Genomic DNA, 16,684 nt, shown 5'->3' with positions numbered 1-16,684 from the left:
TACTTATAAGCTTTTAACATATTCTTCACCTCCTCTTACGCTTTGTTACTTGATTATACTGTAAAAATACCGTACAATCAAGTCGGAGGTGAGTATATGTCTGACAAAGAACGCGTAGAAATACGTATGCCAAAAGTTATTCTAGAAAAAGTAGACGCATACCAAAAAGAAAATGGACTGCCTACAAGAACGGCAGCTATCCTTGAACTAATAAGAAAAGGTCTTGAGAAATAACTTCAAGCTATCGCTTGACCGAAATTCATCTCCCACTTTCACTGGTGCTTCGTACCCATACGTTTAGAAGTGGGAGACTTCTTTCGGAATTACGTTAAATGAGTATCAAAATATGTTCGATCAGGCCATTATAAGCGACAGGTAATAAATTGACTGGAACGCAAATATCCTCCTTCTGAAACGTATCGCTAATAGAAGGAGGAATAGGTGGATCATGGGTCACGAGGATGATTCTCATGTGAAGCAGTGTAGGTTGTAACGAACTGCCTCAGCAGAATCAGACCATAAATAATTGCGACTATAAGTACGATGAGTAAAATTATTGTAAGGATTTGAGTAAGTATATTAGCGTACAAAGTATACGATACAAGTCTAAAAGGATTAAACGATTCAAATTCTTCTGCAGGAGTTGTAGTCATCATTTCATCACCCACTTTCTTTTATTAAATGTAATGCATACATAAATATTATAGTAAATATAAAAAAATATCAATTTTTGTCATTTAAGAAGAACACATAACTCTAGGAGAATAAAATGATAAATCAAACGCGTAATGTATTTGTTTTGATCTTACTTACCTTTATAGCTGGATTAATGCCTGCTTCTGAGAAATTGCTCACGAGAAATGGATCTAGCCCTGTATATGTCCCGGAAGTATACGTAGATCCTATAGAACCCGGAGATGATGTTGATGAGACATTCGTACTGGAAGAGTCGCTGAAAGAAATCAGGGAGAAAATTGAAGCGTTTGATGGTGACGGATCAGTTAATTTCAATCTGGAAACAGGCGAAATAACGATTGAAGAGAGAATATCTGGCTCCAGCAGTCAAGATGATTTTACTTCGACAACAGAAGGAGTAAATAAAGAAACGCCGCCGGCACCATAAAATTCAGACTAAAATTTTACTAAAAAATCTTAGGGAGGCTCTAATGTACATAGTCATTTACTTATTACTTGCACTGACAATCAGTTATTATGGGAAAAGAATAGTCAATCTCCTGATAGACATACTTGAAACCCTGGAGAGGATTGAAAAAAAGTAACATTACAATCAAATAGTAAATGATATTCAAAATAATAGATTGATTAATAAAAGAGCCTGTTTCTGCAGTAATCGCAGAAACAGGCTCTTTTTACTTAGTTTAACTTTGCACTTTCAGTCTGACAGTAGTTCTCTCTTCCTCCGGATCAGTGCATTAAATTCCTCATCTTTGTCCTCAGAATACTCTAAAGATAGCGCTCCAAGAACTTCCGCAATTCGATTTTCAATGCGCAGCAACTCTTCTTCAGCTGAAGTTACCTGTTCCTTCTGTTCTTTTGATTCTTCCCATTGATTCAAGTTACCATCGAAGGCGTGAATCTGCTGGTCTTCAATGACCCAGACTTTTGAAGCGACTGCATTGATGAATGACCGGTCATGAGAGACAAACAGGACGCTGCCCTCGTAGTCCTGAAGTAGACTTTCCAGTGCCTCGACTGCCTGGATATCCAGAAAATTTGTCGGCTCATCGAGTACGAGCGTATTGTAATTACCAGCAATTAGTTTGGCCAGGGAAACCTTTACGCGTTCGCCGCCGCTCAGGACGGAAATGGGTTTGTATACGTCGTCTCCTTTGAAGAGAAGCTGGGCCAGTATGATTCGAATCAGTGTTTCTGACTGGACGGCATCTTGTTTGACATTGTCCAGTATGGACAAGGAAGTATCCAGAGTGCTCAAGTTCTGAGAAAAATAACCGATTTTCAGAGAAGGTGAACGCTGGATCGAGCTGTCTCCATTCAGCAGCATATTGATCAACGTAGTTTTCCCGCTGCCGTTAGGACCGACGAGAGCGACTTTGTCTCCGCCTTTAATGGATAAGGTCGCTTTATTCCAGAGTGTTTTACCAGGAACTTTACCGACGCAGTCTGTCATCCGGACAATAAATCGACGATTCAATTTGTCCATGTCAGGAACTTCGATGCGGATGGCCGCTTGTTCCTTCGGTTTTTCAACTTTTTCGAGCTTATCGATACGTGTGTCCATTGACTTTTGTACTTGATGCAGTTTTTTTGACTTTTTCTGAAAATAAGGAGCAGACCCTTTCAGATTATATTCGGCATCTCCGACTTTCTTTTTGCTTTTCGTTGCGTTCACAGCCTGTTTAACTTTATTATCTCTGGCTTCGATCAGCTGATTGCGCTTGCTGATGTATTTCTCGTATTCTGTCTGCTGATTCTTTAATTCTCTTGATTTAGCTTCTTTATAGTCCGAATAATTCCCTGTATATACGGTCAGTTTCTGATCTTCCAGTTCCCATATTGAGGTGCAGACCTTATCCAGAAAGGTTCGGTCATGGGAAACCACAAGAAAGGCTCCGGTGAAACGACGAAAGGACTTCTCCACCCAGTTGATATGGGAAATATCCAGATGAGTCGTGGGTTCATCCGCAAGCAGCAATTTAGGTTGTTTATTCAAGGCTTGAATAATGTAGTCAGCTGTCGTTTCTCCTCCGCTTTTCACAGTGTCTGTTTCTTTTAATTGGGGCAGGAGTTCGATTGATCCGTGCCGCTCTATAGTCCCAGAATCTGCTTCTTCCAGACCTTTGATCAGACGAAACAGAGTGGATTTACCACTCCCGTTTGCTCCGACAAGCCCGATACGGTCGTGTGATTCGATTTGAAGGTGAGCGATGTCGAACAACAGTCGGTCACCATAGCTTTTACTTAAATGATTTAATGATACGATTGGCATATAATCCATTCCTTTTATTTAGAATCTGCCTTGTTATCGATCAATGACGCATGCAAAAAACCTCCCACTCTGGTTTTCAGACAGAATGAGAGGCGCTTAGACACATGTAAATAAATGACTTGATAAAGCGACGTACAGAAGTCCAGAATTTGTGCCGAATCATAATGCGATCTCATTCCAGTCTAAAAGGCATGACGAATAAGCGTGGATGATCCAACTTATTCTGCTGCTTTTCGACGTTTAAAAAATGAGATTAGTTACGCATCGGCTCAAAAAACACTCCTGTCTTTGTTTGTTAAAAGTAGAATAACGCAGTACGCAAGCCATGTCAAGCGACAACAGAGGTTAAAAAAAGAGTAAGTAATAGAGACAAAAAGTTTAGTCACTAAATTTTATGAAAGTAAATGACTTTTCACACAGCTGTGCTATACTTTTACAAAAGCAGTAAATTTTATTTGGGGAGAGGATCTTAAGTGTTAAAACCTGTCATTGATCATGAAGTATTTGAAGCGATTGAACAAGAGAAAAAGCGTCAGGAAGAGAACATTGAACTTATTGCATCAGAAAACTTTGTTTCTCAAGCAGTCATGGATGCACAGGGAAGTGTGCTGACGAATAAATATGCAGAAGGCTATCCGGGCAAACGCTACTACGGTGGATGCGAATTTGTAGATGTGATTGAGAATCTGGCCATTGAACGAGCAAAAGAACTTTTTGGTGCAGAGTATGCCAATGTACAGCCGCACTCTGGTTCTCAAGCTAACATGGCAGTTTTTCAGACTTTTCTGGAACCCGGGGATACATACATGGGAATGAACTTGAATCACGGTGGTCATCTCACCCACGGTTCTCATGTCAATTTTAGTGGGAAACTCTATAATGTCGTCCCTTATGAAGTAGATAAAGAAACTGAAACAATCGATTTTGACCAGGTCAGACGTCTGGCGCTTGAGCATAAACCTAAAATGATTATTGCTGGATACAGTGCTTATCCACGAGCAATTGATTTTGCCAAATTCCGTGAGATAGCGGATGAAGTAGGGGCTATTTTGATGGTGGATATGGCTCATATAGCCGGTCTGATCGCGACGGGAGAACATCCGGATCCTATTCCTTACGCTGATGTTGTGACCAGCACGACGCACAAAACGTTGAGAGGACCTAGAGGCGGACTGATCCTTGCAAAAGAAGAATACGGCAAGAAGCTGAACAGCGCAATCTTCCCGGGTATTCAAGGGGGACCACTCGAGCATGTAATAGCTGGTAAGGCCATTGCCCTCAAGGAAGCTCTGCAGCCTGATTTTAAAGACTACACTAAGCAAATCAAAGCAAACGCACGAGCTATGGTAGAAGTATTCGAAGGATCAAAAGGCCGTTTAATTAGCGGGGGAACGGATAATCACTTGCTGCTTATGGAAGTTTCTGACTTTGGACTGAACGGGAAACAGGCAGAGGCTTTACTTGATCAAGTAGGCATCACTGTAAACAAAAATTCTATTCCTTTTGATACACTTGGACCCTTCAAAACAAGTGGGATTCGAATCGGAACACCTGCTGTAACCACTCGCGGATTCAAGGAAGAAGAATGCAGACACGTAGCTGAGCTGATCGTTGCTGCTTTGAATTCTAAGGACAACGAAGATGAACTGGAAAAAATCAGACAGTCAGTTAAAGAACTGACACGTAAGTTTCCACTGTACGGATAATCGGTAAATGAGTATAAAAGCTGACCTCAGGATAAGACTGAAGTCAGCTTTTTGCCTATAGTGAATGAGGTTTTGTTGTCGTGTTAAACATTTTCATAATGACTTTCTATTTAGTTTCAACAACTGCTACAATATAGCTAAATAGACATAAAAGGGGAGAGTCTGATGAAGGCACGTAGACAGGGAACTGACATTGTGCTAACCGTCCCATCTATACTTAATATTGAGCCCGGTAAGGAATATGTGGCTATTAAAGGGGAACTGGGAAGTATCACCTATATCCCTAAAGTAGAAAACATCTTTGAAGAAGCGATAGAAAATGGGGAAAGTTTGAGATTCGAGGATGATTACCAGGAAGATACGCACTCAAATGGAAGCGAAGAAGACTGATATAGTGAATACTAAAAATTGCTAGATTACAAGATGAAAAAAACACTCGTCCTTTTGATTATAAGTCCAAGGACGAGTGTTTCTTTTTCTAAATTACTATATTCATTCAGGAGCCAATCAGAACACTTTCCCATGATTCAGTCGGTTATCCGGGTCAAAGACTTTTTTGATGGCTCGCATGTACTTCAAGTTGATGTCATCCGTCATGCTTTCCATGTATTCTTTCTTGACGATTCCGATGCCGTGCTCGGCGGAAGGAAGGCCTCCTAGATCAGCAACTTTCTGGTAGAGATCTTTTAGAAGAGCAGCGCGTCTTCTAGTCCATTCTTCTTCACTCAAGTCGTCTTTCATCAACAGGGTATGAACATTACCGTCTCCAGCATGCCCGAAGTTCAAAACATTCAGCCCATGTTTTTCCTGCATCGCTTTTGTGGACTCGATCAGTTCGGCAAATTTATTGATTGGAACGACCTCATCCAGCAGTTCGAATTCAGTAAAGACGGTAAGCCCCAGAAGAATGTTGTCTCTCAATGCCCAGTTCTTAGCGGCTTCTTCCTCTGTCAGGACATGACTCTCAAGTGCGGTCTCTTTAGCAATCTGCTCGACCAGTTCGGCCCGCACCGTCAGATCAGCTGCATCATTTCCATCAAGCGTCATCAAGAGATAGGCTGCTCCCACCTGTGATTTTAATGGGTAACCAAGATTCTGTTCAGCGTATCTCAGAGCCTGTCGTTCAAACAGTTCCACCCCGGAAGGATCAGCTCCGCTGGTCAGAATAGCTAAAGTTGCATCTGTTGCTTCCTGGACCGTATCGAAAGCTAGAAGTATGGACTGGCTGGCTTTTGGCAGAGGAATCAGTTTAAGCTTGATCTGAGTTGTAATGCCGAGCGTGCCTTCCGATCCAATGAAGAGATCTTTCAAGTCATATCCGGAACTGTCCTTGATGTTTTTGCTGCCAAGTGTCATGGATTCTCCGCTCGGCAGAACGACGGTCATTTCCCTGACATACTGACGCGTCGTTCCGTATTTGACGGCACGCAGTCCACCGGCATTCGTCGCCACATTTCCACCAATCGTTGAATGCTTTGAAGCGGGATCTGGTGGATAGAAGTAGCCTTTACTCTCTACATAGGTATGAATGTCGCCAACCAGCACGCCCGGTTCAACGGTCAGCGTCAGCGTTTCTTCATCCAGCTCGGTAATGGTATCCATCAGATGAACGTCGATGATGAGTTCATTGCCTTCAAGCGGAACTTGAGCACCGGCAACACCTGTCCCAGCACCACGAGCCAGTATCTTCAGATCTTTGTCGATGGCAAACTGAACCAGGGCCTGAACTTCTTGATGTGTGACTGGGAGAGCGACTGCATGAACGGGCTTGATATTTTTTACATAGGTGTCTTTATAATAAGTTTCAGGGACGGCATTACCGATATACAGGCGCGTGCTGTCCGTAATAATTGAGTCGAGTGTAGTCATTTAAATCCTCCTGCTTGGTTTAAAGTGTAAGCGATTCATTGTGTATCCAGTTTAACTAATTAGGCGGTCAGGTGTCCACCATAATCCGATGAAAAAGATGATCAGGTACAAACATTCATTATTTGACACCTTTTATCTGAGAATCAGAGAAGTCCTAGAACAGGCAGAAGGATACTAATTTTTAGAAATTAAGCGTATAATAGGACTATTACAACTGATAAAAAGGAAGAGATAAAGATGTGGAACTGGTTTGTGGAATTAAGTCCAGCAGTACAAACGCTGCTGGCTACATTATTTACATGGGGAATGACTGCGGCAGGTGCAGCGCTGGTCTTCACAGCAAAACGAGTGAATCAGCGGGTGATGGACGCCATGCTGGCGTTTGCCGGAGGAGTGATGATCGCAGCGAGTTTCTGGTCACTTCTGGAGCCCGCCATCGAAATGGCAGAGAGCGGTCCGCTGCCTTCCTGGATCCCTGCAGCCGTCGGATTCATGACGGGTGGATTTTTCTTATGGGGAGTGGACAAGCTATTGCCTCACTTGCATCCGGCATTGAGTCAGACAGGTTCAGATTCCGGTAAGCGAGGAGCTGAAGGAAGAAATCCGGACAGTTACAGACGGAGTACCTTGTTAGTCCTGGCGATTACCCTACATAATATCCCGGAAGGCTTCGCGATTGGTGTCGCTTTCGGAACGATGGCGCTGAATGGCGATATGTCACAGCTCATTGGAGCCGTCACTCTGGCCATCGGTATGGGACTGCAGAATTTTCCTGAAGGAACATCTGTGTCGATGCCTTTGAGACGAGAAGGGATGTCACGCGGCCGCGCCTTCTGGTATGGACAGCTTTCAGGATTTGTAGAACCTGTCTCTGCTTTGCTGGGGCTATGGCTCGTATCACTGATCCAGCCGCTGCTTCCCTATGCACTGGCATTTGCGGCAGGCGCAATGGTCTTTGTTGTAGCTGAAGAAGTTATCCCGGGCTCTCAGGAAAATGGAAACAAAGATTTAGCTGCTATCTGGCTGATGATCGGTTTTACAGTCATGATGGCTTTAGATGTTGCGCTTGGGTAGTGAGTTGAATATTTTGGGATGCTGGTTAAGAGTCTAATGTAGCACGCTTTGTAATGAGAATCTTTCACTTTGGTGTTCTCATAAATATACGAGCTGGAATAATTATCTGAGAATTTAAACCAGCCATTTTAATTAACTAATAGAAATTAAGGAGCCTTTAAGTCATATGAGTGAATTCGAACAGATCAGACATCAGATTATAGCCGATCCGATGAATGAAGGGTATACAAGTCGTGATATCGAGCCGCTTTTTAAAGCTACAGAAGAGGCGAGAATCGCTATCATCGGCCAGGCACCTGGAAGGAAGGCAGAGGAGTCGCAGCTGTTCTGGAACGATTTAAGCGGGGACCGGCTGCGTGAGTGGATGGGTATTTCACGTGAAGTGTTCTATGAGACGTCTAAAATCGCTCATCTTCCAATGGATTTTTATTATCCGGGCAAGGCTAAATCGGGAGACATGCCGCCGCGTAAAGGATTTGCAGAAAAATGGCACCCCCTTATTCTTAAGGAGATGCCGAATATTGAAACGATTATCTTAGTAGGAGGCTATGCGCAGAAGCATTACCTCGGGCCACGACGGGAGAAAAATCTGACTGAAACTGTCCGAAATCATAAGCAGTATCTGCCTGAGTATCTCCCGCTGGTTCACCCCAGTCCACTGAACTACGGCTGGATGAAGCGCAACCCGTGGTTTGAGCAGGAGGTCCTCCCGACGCTTAGAGAACTGGTCCAGTCGATTTTATAAAGACTGAATGTCCAGTTCTTCAAGTGTTGCATCAATGAAAGCTCGGCGCATCTCGACATCGTTCCCGTGTTTCTTAACGACAGTAATTTTGCCTTCCTCTGAATAGAAACCGGCATAGGTGTCCGGGTTTTTAACTGCTGCAAGGACGGACTGGGCACCTTCTTCAACGGTCACAAAGAATGGATCGAGAAGCTTGAAGATGCCGTCAGCGACTTTTTTGCTGACATTTGATTTCCCGAGATTCGTTGAAACCATACCTGGATGAACGGCCGTTGTCTTAAGACCTTGACGTGAGTACTTTTCATGCAGTTCCTGAGCCATGTACAGGTTACCGAGCTTGGAACGTCCATAACCGGTAATGGGACTGAATCGTTTAGGTTTGAAAAATGGCTGTTTCATTGGCGCAAATTTGTAGGCGCCAGATGATACCACAATGACTTGTTTCCTCTCGCTGTTCATAACCAGAGGAAGCAGGAGATGGGTCAGAAGGAACGGACATAAATAATTGGTCGCCATCATCAGTTCATATCCATCAACACTTTCCTGCTTGCTAGTCGAGACTATCCCAGCATTGTTGATGAGGCAGTCGATATGGTCATAGCGGTCTTTAATAGTTTTAGCTGCATCATTGACAGAGGACAGCTCACTTAAGTCGCACCACACAATATCCACTGACAGATTAGCATTTAGATCCAGCAGGTCGTCTTTAAGACGGGCGCCTTTTTCCAGATTCCGGCATAAGAGCAGTATTCGGTCAAACGTGTCTACCAGCTCGAGTACAGTTCCCCGACCGAGCCCCGATGTCGGTCCAGTGATTGCTAAAATTGATTCAGTCATTAAAGTGTCCTCCCCAGGTCCAGTTTAAACTCCTATTATTTGCTTCCTCAGTTTACTCTTCTTCACCCGTTTTCGCATCTTTTATCTTTTCTACACTGATTCTGACTAAGTAAGTGACGGGTAAAGCCAGGAAATTAAGTCCGACAAGTAAGCTTGTCGCGTGCATGGTCAATTTTCCATCTTCAATTATGGGTTGATAGGACAAAATGGAACTACTCATGAATAATAATCCTGAAATTATACTGATGATTGAAATAATTATAGGATTTTCCCATTTTGCGAAGTGAGCTCCTGTATACACATTTAATACTGTCATGCATGTTACTGAAAATACAATAATGATGGTTGACTCAAGTCTGTGTGTTTCTGCCCATTGTATATCGGTTAAGCCGGTTAGAACGAGATTACCCATATAAAGTGATACCAGAATCCAGAGAGCATAAAACCCGTTTCTATAACGTTTGAAATTTTGATACTCATCATACTCTTTCATATACATTTTCCTTTCTCAGACAGTTATCTGCACAATTTTTTAACTCCTTGCAATAAACATTTAATCCTCTTCATCAGCTTCCTTTCGCTTTTCCACCAAGTTTCTCACTACATATGAAAGTGATATTGATATCCAAATCAGACCACTCACAGGTCCTATGGCGTTTAGAGTCACGAGTCCATCTGAGACAATGTCTGCATAAGGTGAAAATCCTTGAGAAAGAAGGAGTATACCTATGATGAAGAACAGAATAGAATAAAGTTTCCCGTTCTGATGTTTGAGAAAGTAGGCACCGTGGTAAATATACATGACCAAAGAATAGAGTATGGGGATAAAAATAAGCAGGATATACTCAGTTTCTCTAGTTTCTCCCCATTGAAAGTCTGTAAATAAGCCGAGACCGAAGTTTATAAATTGCAGAGAAATCAAAATCATAAAAGCGTGTGATCCATATTTATATCTCAGTAATTTCTGATACTCATCAAAATTTCCCATTAATCTTATCCCTCCCAGAATAATTCATCAAGTGTAGTATTTAGTACTTTACAGATACGTATACACAGTTTAATCGACGGGTTATAATCTCCCCGCTCAATCGCACTGATAGTCTGACGCGTCACATCGACTGCATCGGCCAGGTCTTTCTGAGACATGTCCAGACCGACTCTCGCAGCCTTCATTTTCAAGTTTTTTGCCATAGTTATCCTCCGAAGCGTCTTCTATTCATTACTTAATGTATACTATATCATACATAAAGACATATAAAAAGGACTATCCGAGAAGATAGTCCTTAGGTTGTATTCAATCTTTGGTGACGTAGCCACTCTCGTTTAAATAGTCTACAGTGAATTGTTTCAGTTCGTCGAATGGATCATCAGAGGTAGTAATTTTTAGGATGAAGTCGACCCCCTCATTAGTTGGAAAAACTGTCCGATACCCATTTATTTTCAGAAACAGGTCCATTGCAACCCATGCTGTTCGTTTGTTTCCATTATAGAATGGGTGTCGTTTGGTTAAATTGATGACCAGTATGGCGGCTTTTTCTAATACGCCGGGATAGAGCTCTTTATCAAATACTACCTGTTTAGGTTGAGTCACAGACATTTGAAGAGCACTTGCATCTTTGACTCCTATAGGTTCTTTTGGAGAGAAAGTCTTGATGACGTATACATTGATTTTTATGATGTCTTCAGCTGTTAAGTAGTTCATCATTTCTCTACCAGTTCTTCAAGTAATTCATGATATTGCGCCACACTTTCTTCTATCAGAGAATCGATATCATGTTTTTCGACTTTTTTTCTCATTGTGACGGTACCTTTAGTGTCTACAATATATTCAATTTTATCGCCTGTTTCCAGTTCTAATGCATCTTTGACTTCTTTTGGGACTGTAGTAATGTCGCTGTTCCCGGATTTTCTCAGTTTATAGCTTCCCGCATTGGTCACTCCATCATTATAAATCATCGTATCCCTCCTAGTCATTTATATATTAAACATACTAAAATATATATATTAAGTCAATATATATATTATTGAAGAATATATATACTAATACGAATGTGTCTTAAACATTATTACATGATATATTAAGAACAGTTAGTTCAAAAATTCGACTTATATTATATGGTGATTTACGGTTAGAAAAGTTATAGACGGACTTATTATGATAAGATAATATCAGGACACAACATCCGTTGACAGGAGGGGAAACAATGGCAGATCATATAAAGATAGCTATAGTTGACGACGAAGATATTCAAGTTGATACAATGACCTCGCTCGTTAAAGAAGCTGCAGCGGGATTGAGCTTATCTGTCAGTCTTATTGATTTTTCCAGTGGTGAAGCTTTTCTGTTCGCTTTGGAAGACCACCCCGATCTGGATATGGTTTTTCTCGATATTGAAATGAATCAGACGGATGGACTGGAAGTAGCAAAAACGATCAGGCAAACGGATAAGGACCTGACTATAGTCTTTGCTACAGCTTTTGCTGAGTATGCTGTTCAAGGGTATGATGTGCAGGCGCTGGATTATCTACTAAAGCCGATCGAGTTAGACAAGGTCAAACGTGTGCTTAGAAGACATCTAGATAGACAGCCGGCTGTAATAGAAAAAGTCACCCTCGAGTCTCAAGGAGAAATAGTCAAATTAGCCTTAGATGATATTCTATACGTGGAAGTTAATCGGAGAGAATGTGAGATACATACTTTGAATGGACCAGTAACAGTCAGTCGGACATTGAAAGAATTGTCAGAAGAGCTTAGCGACGACTTTATACAAACTCACAGGAGTTACCTAGTCAATGTCAGCCACATGAACCGTCTGCTAAAAACAGATATTGAACTGTCGAATGGAGTAGTAGTGCCAGTTTCCAGAAGACTGGTCAAACAGGTTCAAGAACGGTTTGTCACGCATAACAAAGGGGCAGTGTTTTATGATGACTAATGGGATATGGCTGATGATTGTGGGGAGTATACTGATTGTTTGTGCTGTAGTTATTTATAGAATGAAAACCGCACTTGATTTTTACCGTGTTCAAGAACAGGAACTGGATCAGTATGCCGTGGAAGTGGAGACCATCTACAGCCAGATGAGAGGAATCCGTCATGATTACCGTAATCATCTTCAAGTAATGAATACATTGATGAGAGACCGGCGCTTTGACGATTTGGACGCCTATATCAAGCAGTTGAACAATGAATTGAATCAGGTGGATACGATTATTCAGACAGGCAATACGATGATCGATGCCATCGTAAATACAAAACTGACAGCTGCGAAGAATCAAGGAGTGGAGCTTGATGCAACAGCCATCGCACCTAAAGAACTAGTTATCGAACATGTCGATTTAGCGGTCATTTTAGGGAATCTGCTGAATAACGCTATCGAAGCAACAACTAAATCAGGGCCAGCTAACGGAGATACGTTTATCCGTTTATACATTGCCCCAATGAAACACACCTTGTACATAAGCGTCACGAATACCATGACCGAAAACCCTAAGCCTGCTTTTCTTTCTTTAAAAGGTGTAAACAGACGGGGCTATGGACTGTCGCGAATTGACCAAGCTGTTAATAAGTACCAAGGAATTGTGAACCGTAAGTGGGAAGAAGGGGTGTTTGCAACGGAAGTCACCATCCCTTTAAACAACCATTCGTAACACAAATAGAACCACTCATACACTTCTGGCAAAGAAGTGTATTTTTTTAGGTAAGATAGCTGTGAGGTGATAGAGATGAAGGAAAAAATAAGACATTCAAAACTATTAATTAAAGAGCTGTACGAGTTTAAGCCTACCATTTTGTTAGCCATTATGTTTGCAACGGTATTTAATGTAGCCTTGCCATTGCTACAATTGCTTTTATCAGCATTTGTTATCCAATGGCTTCTGGAAGGTATTTCTATTGGAGACTACTTGTTAAGATTGCTTTTGTTAATCGTTCCTATAGGAATCGCTCAAATGGGCAATTATTATTTTATGCTATATCAGGAAGAGAACATGAATCATTTTAGAGATTTTATGAGAAATAAAATTGAGACGAAATATTTAAAGTTGGATTATCCCTTAATTATAGGAAAAGAAGCTCAGGAGAGATACAACAATGCTAGTGAGTTGACCGACAACAATATGACACTCTTCGGTAGATTAGTAACAGAAATTATTGAATTATGCAGTTCGTTTTTAGGAGTCATTTTATATATCAACATTTTAAGTCAATTAGAATCTCTGTTTCTTGTTTTAGTGGGTGTGTTTCTGCTTATTGTTGTCTTCTTTAACGTATGGCAAGTGAAGATGGACCGCAAATTATTTCAAGCGAAAGCAGCCAATTCTCAAAAATTACGTTACTTGAGAAAAGTGTATGGGGAATCCCGAATCACTAAAGATGTACGGATTTTCCAGATGAAAGACTGGTTCAAGCAGGTTGAAGATAAAACAATTGCGGAATACCACCGGATTATCAAGCCGAAAGTAAGATTGACATGGACAGAAAGTACCTTGGTAAATTTAGGGATTATCGGTCTATCTGCCTTATCTTATATTAGAAGTGTTCAATTGATTGCGGCGGGAGCTATTCCGGTTTCTAGCTTTGTCATCTTTGCCGGGTCTGTCACGATCTTAGCTCAAACCATCATGACCTTAGTCAATGCTATAGGTAAAATGAATACGAGTTTAAATGAGACAAAAAAATATGATGACTTTATGTCTCAGGGTCAAGTATTTAACCATGAAGAGGGCAGATCTTTGCCAAAAGAACCCTTGTCCATCGAATTAAAAAATGTGTCCTATACTTATCCAAATAATGATACACCAACGATAAATAATGTGTCTTTAACCATTAAACCTTACGAAAATCTAGCTATAGTAGGAGAAAATGGGGCTGGGAAATCGACGCTGACTAATTTAATTGCCGGTTTGCTTAAACCGGATAGTGGGGAAATTTATATTAACGGAGTAGCTCAGAGTGAGTTTAATATTTCAGACTATTATGCTTTATTTGCGCCTGTATTTCAGGAGAAATTCTTATTGACCTATTCCATTAAAGAGACGGTTATTCAAGGCTTGCCTTTTGATGAACTTAAGTATAATCGTGTCTTGAAACAAAGTGGCTTGACTGACATCATTTCAAAGTTCAAATCGAGAGACGAGACAAAAATTGTGCGTGCCGTTTATCCAGATGGAGTGAATTTGTCGGGAGGGCAGTTACAAAAACTGAAACTGGCTCAAGCCTTATATAAAGACGCACCCGTTCTCTTACTGGATGAACCGACAGCGGCTTTGGATCCCATCGCCGAACATCAGATTTATCAGGATTACTTCCAGTTTTCTAAAGACAAATTATCTATTTTTATATCTCACCGACTATCGTCTACCCGTTTTTGTGATCGCATCATTTACATCAAAAATGGAGACATAACAGAAGTCGGAACGCACGAAGAATTAATGACTAAGCAAAAAGACTACTTTAAGCTTTATGAAGCACAAGCCTATTACTATAAACATGATAAGGAAGAAAAAGAGGAAGAAGACGAGCCAGTCGCAACAGGAGGGGTGATTTAATGGAAAAGCTGACCGTGTTTAAACGTGCCTTTAGTGATTTGTTTAGAATTGGCAAAACTTACTATGTGCTGTTCTTTATCCAATCATTGGCGAGATACAGTTTGCCTTTTATCGGCTACATCTATATGACCCAGATTGTGGATGCTTTGACAAGAAACGATATGACCCGAATTCCTTCTTTAATCGTGCAGTATCTGGGCATCTTGTTGGTATTGCAATTGATTTCTGGATGGATAGACCCACTAGTCACTCATGAGGATTCTCTATTTTTAAAAACCTTATTTGCAGAACCGAACAAAAAGATGTTAACTATGCATTATCATCATGCAGAAAGTTCAGAAGTAAGAGAAGAATTAGACATCATCAATCGAAATATGATGAGTAGTCAATCTTCTCTTCCGATGATCAACGTTCGTATAAAAGAAATGATGCCAGGGTTGGTAAGTATCACTTGGGGACTTATATTGTTGTCTCCGCTCTTCTCAGTAAATACGAATCTCTTTCCAGAAGGTTTCTGGTGGATGCACCCAGGGGTTATTATCAGTTTATTTCTAATTCTCATTGTAATTAGTGTCCGGATTCAAATCTCGTCATCCAAAAAATCAGGAGAATTGCTAAAAGCCCTTTTAGCAGAATTAAAAGAATCCAATGCACGATTTTTCTATGAAGATGGCATTCTTCAAGACTTTAAGTCTGGAAAAGAAATGCGTCTTTACGATTTAACTGAAAAAATGATAGAAAATAAAAAAGCCGAATCTAACTATACAGGAAAATTACTGTCAGAAAACTACAAACGCTTTAGAGCCATGATGATTCCAACTACTGGTTTATTCCAAGTTATGACTTATTTGACCTATGCCTATATCGGGGTGCTCGTGTTAATTGGCGCTCTACCTGTTGCTTTAATTATTCAACTCTCCAGCGCACTCAGTCAAATGGTATCTGCTCTGCCTGATGTTATTCAACACGGCATGATGCTTATTTCTTCACCGGGTGAATTAGAGCAGTATTATGCATTCATGGACTTGCCAGATGAAGAAGTCGTCGGCAGTTTACCTGTAGAAAAAAGGTTAGATAATGATTATAATTTTGCAGTAAAGAATATGAGTTTTTCTTATCCCGGCTCAGATGAAACAGTCTTAAAGAACATCACTGAAAGGTTTGAAGTCGGTAAAAAGTACGCCATAGTTGGAGAAAACGGATCAGGGAAAACAACCTTCATTAAGCTGCTCACTCGTTTATATGAACCGAGTGAAGGGACAATAAAAATGAATAGAATCGATGCCCATAAGTATGATTTAAGAGAGTACTTCAACCTGTTTGGCGTTGTCTTTCAGGATTACCATCTAGTCGGGTTTTCATTGGGACAAAACGTTTCTGTTAAACCCTATTTTGATAGAGAAAAAGTGTTGTCTACATTAGATAAAGTCGGGTTAGGTGACGTTGTTAGAAACTTTCCAAATCAGGAAGACACATACCTTGGAACTGAATTTGAAGAATCAGGTATTAGTGTATCGGGAGGACAGGAACAGAAACTGGCGATTGCCCGCTCTTTATACAAAGACTCGCCTGTCATGATTCTGGATGAACCGACTGCTGCTCTAGATCCTCTGACCGAGTTCGAAATCTATCAAAATTTCGATAACTTAGTAAAGGATAAGACAGCTTTCTATATTTCCCATAGACTTTCAAGCTCCAAGTTCTGCGATGAAATCCTAGTATTCGACAAAGGTGAAATTGTACAAAGAGGGACTCATAAAGAACTGGTTGATCAAGAAGGCAAGTACCGTGAGCTTTGGAATGCTCAGGCTCAATATTATCAGTGATAATTATTATCATTGTAAGCCTAGTATAAGGAACATTGAAAAGAACAGTAACGCATTCTACTGTAATTTAAACGTATCTGCTAGACATTGAAAATGATGATACGTTTAC

19 protein-coding genes are annotated in these 16,684 nt (G+C 40.9%); 10 read left to right on the top strand and 9 right to left on the bottom strand.

All coding sequences use genetic code 11. The features are described 5' to 3' along the window. Positions 1-96: 96 nt before the first annotated feature. Entirely contained in the window at positions 97-234 is a 138-nt protein-coding gene (locus tag BMX79_RS12520) for a ribbon-helix-helix domain-containing protein (RefSeq protein ID WP_170068874.1), read from the top strand. Positions 235-446: 212 nt separating this feature from the next. Here BMX79_RS12520 and BMX79_RS12440 read toward each other — a convergent pair whose 3' ends face one another. Continuing rightward, a complete protein-coding gene (locus BMX79_RS12440; RefSeq protein WP_177165388.1) occupies positions 447-653 on the bottom strand; it encodes a hypothetical protein in 207 nt (68 codons plus the stop codon). A gap of 116 nt (positions 654-769) precedes the next feature. On the opposite strand from BMX79_RS12440, the gene BMX79_RS06000 reads away from it, so the two are divergent. Beyond that, positions 770-1,123 (top strand): hypothetical protein, encoded by a 354-nt coding sequence (locus tag BMX79_RS06000; RefSeq protein ID WP_091480299.1) that lies wholly within the window; start codon positions 770-772, stop codon positions 1,121-1,123. 270 nt (positions 1,124-1,393) lie between these two features. On the opposite strand, the gene abc-f is transcribed toward BMX79_RS06000, so the two are convergent. After that, positions 1,394-2,968 carry a ribosomal protection-like ABC-F family protein gene (abc-f, locus tag BMX79_RS05995; protein WP_091480298.1) on the bottom strand — a complete coding sequence of 525 codons (1,575 nt, stop codon included), beginning with the start codon at positions 2,966-2,968 and terminating at the stop codon, positions 1,394-1,396. Between the two features lie 473 nt (positions 2,969-3,441). Here abc-f and glyA point away from each other — a divergent pair, with 473 nt between their 5' ends. Next, positions 3,442-4,674, top strand: a complete 1,233-nt coding sequence (glyA, locus tag BMX79_RS05990; RefSeq protein ID WP_091480295.1) for a serine hydroxymethyltransferase — start codon at positions 3,442-3,444, stop codon at positions 4,672-4,674. Between the two features lie 165 nt (positions 4,675-4,839). After that, positions 4,840-5,064, top strand: a complete 225-nt coding sequence (mazE, locus tag BMX79_RS05985; protein ID WP_091480293.1) for a type II toxin-antitoxin system PemI/MazE family antitoxin — start codon at positions 4,840-4,842, stop codon at positions 5,062-5,064. 117 nt (positions 5,065-5,181) lie between these two features. On the opposite strand, the gene BMX79_RS05980 is transcribed toward mazE, so the two are convergent. Beyond that, entirely contained in the window at positions 5,182-6,543 is a 1,362-nt protein-coding gene (locus tag BMX79_RS05980; protein ID WP_091480291.1) for an FAD-binding oxidoreductase, read from the bottom strand. A 237-nt stretch (positions 6,544-6,780) separates the two neighbouring features. Between BMX79_RS05980 and BMX79_RS05975 the strand changes: the two genes are divergently transcribed. Continuing rightward, positions 6,781-7,617 carry a ZIP family metal transporter gene (locus BMX79_RS05975; RefSeq protein WP_091480288.1) on the top strand — a complete coding sequence of 279 codons (837 nt, stop codon included), beginning with the start codon at positions 6,781-6,783 and terminating at the stop codon, positions 7,615-7,617. A gap of 166 nt (positions 7,618-7,783) precedes the next feature. Continuing rightward, positions 7,784-8,362 (top strand): uracil-DNA glycosylase family protein, encoded by a 579-nt coding sequence (locus tag BMX79_RS05970; protein WP_091480285.1) that lies wholly within the window; start codon positions 7,784-7,786, stop codon positions 8,360-8,362. Here BMX79_RS05970 and BMX79_RS05965 read toward each other — a convergent pair. From BMX79_RS05965 to BMX79_RS05940, 6 genes are all read right to left on the bottom strand, one after another. After that, the gene (locus BMX79_RS05965) at positions 8,357-9,199 is read right to left on the bottom strand and encodes an SDR family NAD(P)-dependent oxidoreductase (RefSeq protein WP_091480283.1); all 843 of its coding nucleotides are present in this window, start codon (positions 9,197-9,199) and stop codon (positions 8,357-8,359) included. The two genes, BMX79_RS05970 and BMX79_RS05965, sit on opposite strands and share 6 nt — an antisense overlap. 52 nt (positions 9,200-9,251) lie before the next feature. Then, positions 9,252-9,692 carry a hypothetical protein gene (locus BMX79_RS05960; RefSeq protein WP_091480280.1) on the bottom strand — a complete coding sequence of 147 codons (441 nt, stop codon included), beginning with the start codon at positions 9,690-9,692 and terminating at the stop codon, positions 9,252-9,254. Positions 9,693-9,752: 60 nt separating this feature from the next. After that, positions 9,753-10,187 carry a hypothetical protein gene (locus BMX79_RS05955; protein WP_091480278.1) on the bottom strand — a complete coding sequence of 145 codons (435 nt, stop codon included), beginning with the start codon at positions 10,185-10,187 and terminating at the stop codon, positions 9,753-9,755. A gap of 5 nt (positions 10,188-10,192) precedes the next feature. Continuing rightward, positions 10,193-10,390: a helix-turn-helix transcriptional regulator gene (locus tag BMX79_RS05950; RefSeq protein ID WP_091480276.1), complete on the bottom strand. Its 198-nt coding sequence runs from the start codon at positions 10,388-10,390 to the stop codon at positions 10,193-10,195. Between the two features lie 103 nt (positions 10,391-10,493). Continuing rightward, complete coding sequence (locus BMX79_RS05945; RefSeq protein ID WP_091480274.1) at positions 10,494-10,901, bottom strand: type II toxin-antitoxin system death-on-curing family toxin; 408 nt, start codon at positions 10,899-10,901, stop codon at positions 10,494-10,496. Next, positions 10,901-11,155 carry an AbrB/MazE/SpoVT family DNA-binding domain-containing protein gene (locus BMX79_RS05940; RefSeq protein ID WP_170230967.1) on the bottom strand — a complete coding sequence of 85 codons (255 nt, stop codon included), beginning with the start codon at positions 11,153-11,155 and terminating at the stop codon, positions 10,901-10,903. Before BMX79_RS05940 ends, BMX79_RS05945 begins: the two co-directional genes overlap by 1 nt. A gap of 248 nt (positions 11,156-11,403) precedes the next feature. On the opposite strand from BMX79_RS05940, the gene BMX79_RS05935 reads away from it, so the two are divergent. From BMX79_RS05935 to BMX79_RS05920, 4 genes are all read left to right on the top strand, one after another. Continuing rightward, the gene (locus BMX79_RS05935) at positions 11,404-12,135 is read left to right on the top strand and encodes a LytR/AlgR family response regulator transcription factor (RefSeq protein ID WP_091480271.1); all 732 of its coding nucleotides are present in this window, start codon (positions 11,404-11,406) and stop codon (positions 12,133-12,135) included. Next, on the top strand, positions 12,125-12,850 hold the full coding sequence (locus tag BMX79_RS05930) for a sensor histidine kinase (protein ID WP_091480269.1): 726 nt from the start codon (positions 12,125-12,127) through the stop codon (positions 12,848-12,850). Before BMX79_RS05935 ends, BMX79_RS05930 begins: the two co-directional genes overlap by 11 nt. Before the next feature lie 75 nt (positions 12,851-12,925). After that, positions 12,926-14,749 carry an ABC transporter ATP-binding protein gene (locus tag BMX79_RS05925; RefSeq protein ID WP_091480267.1) on the top strand — a complete coding sequence of 608 codons (1,824 nt, stop codon included), beginning with the start codon at positions 12,926-12,928 and terminating at the stop codon, positions 14,747-14,749. Next, positions 14,749-16,575 carry an ABC transporter ATP-binding protein gene (locus BMX79_RS05920; RefSeq protein WP_091480263.1) on the top strand — a complete coding sequence of 609 codons (1,827 nt, stop codon included), beginning with the start codon at positions 14,749-14,751 and terminating at the stop codon, positions 16,573-16,575. Before BMX79_RS05925 ends, BMX79_RS05920 begins: the two co-directional genes overlap by 1 nt. Positions 16,576-16,684 lie beyond the last annotated feature (109 nt).

The sequence above is a fragment of the Alkalibacterium pelagium genome (assembly GCF_900109325.1).
Classification (GTDB): domain Bacteria; phylum Bacillota; class Bacilli; order Lactobacillales; family Carnobacteriaceae_A; genus Alkalibacterium; species Alkalibacterium pelagium.
This window is presented reverse-complemented; position numbering and strand designations above follow the sequence as displayed.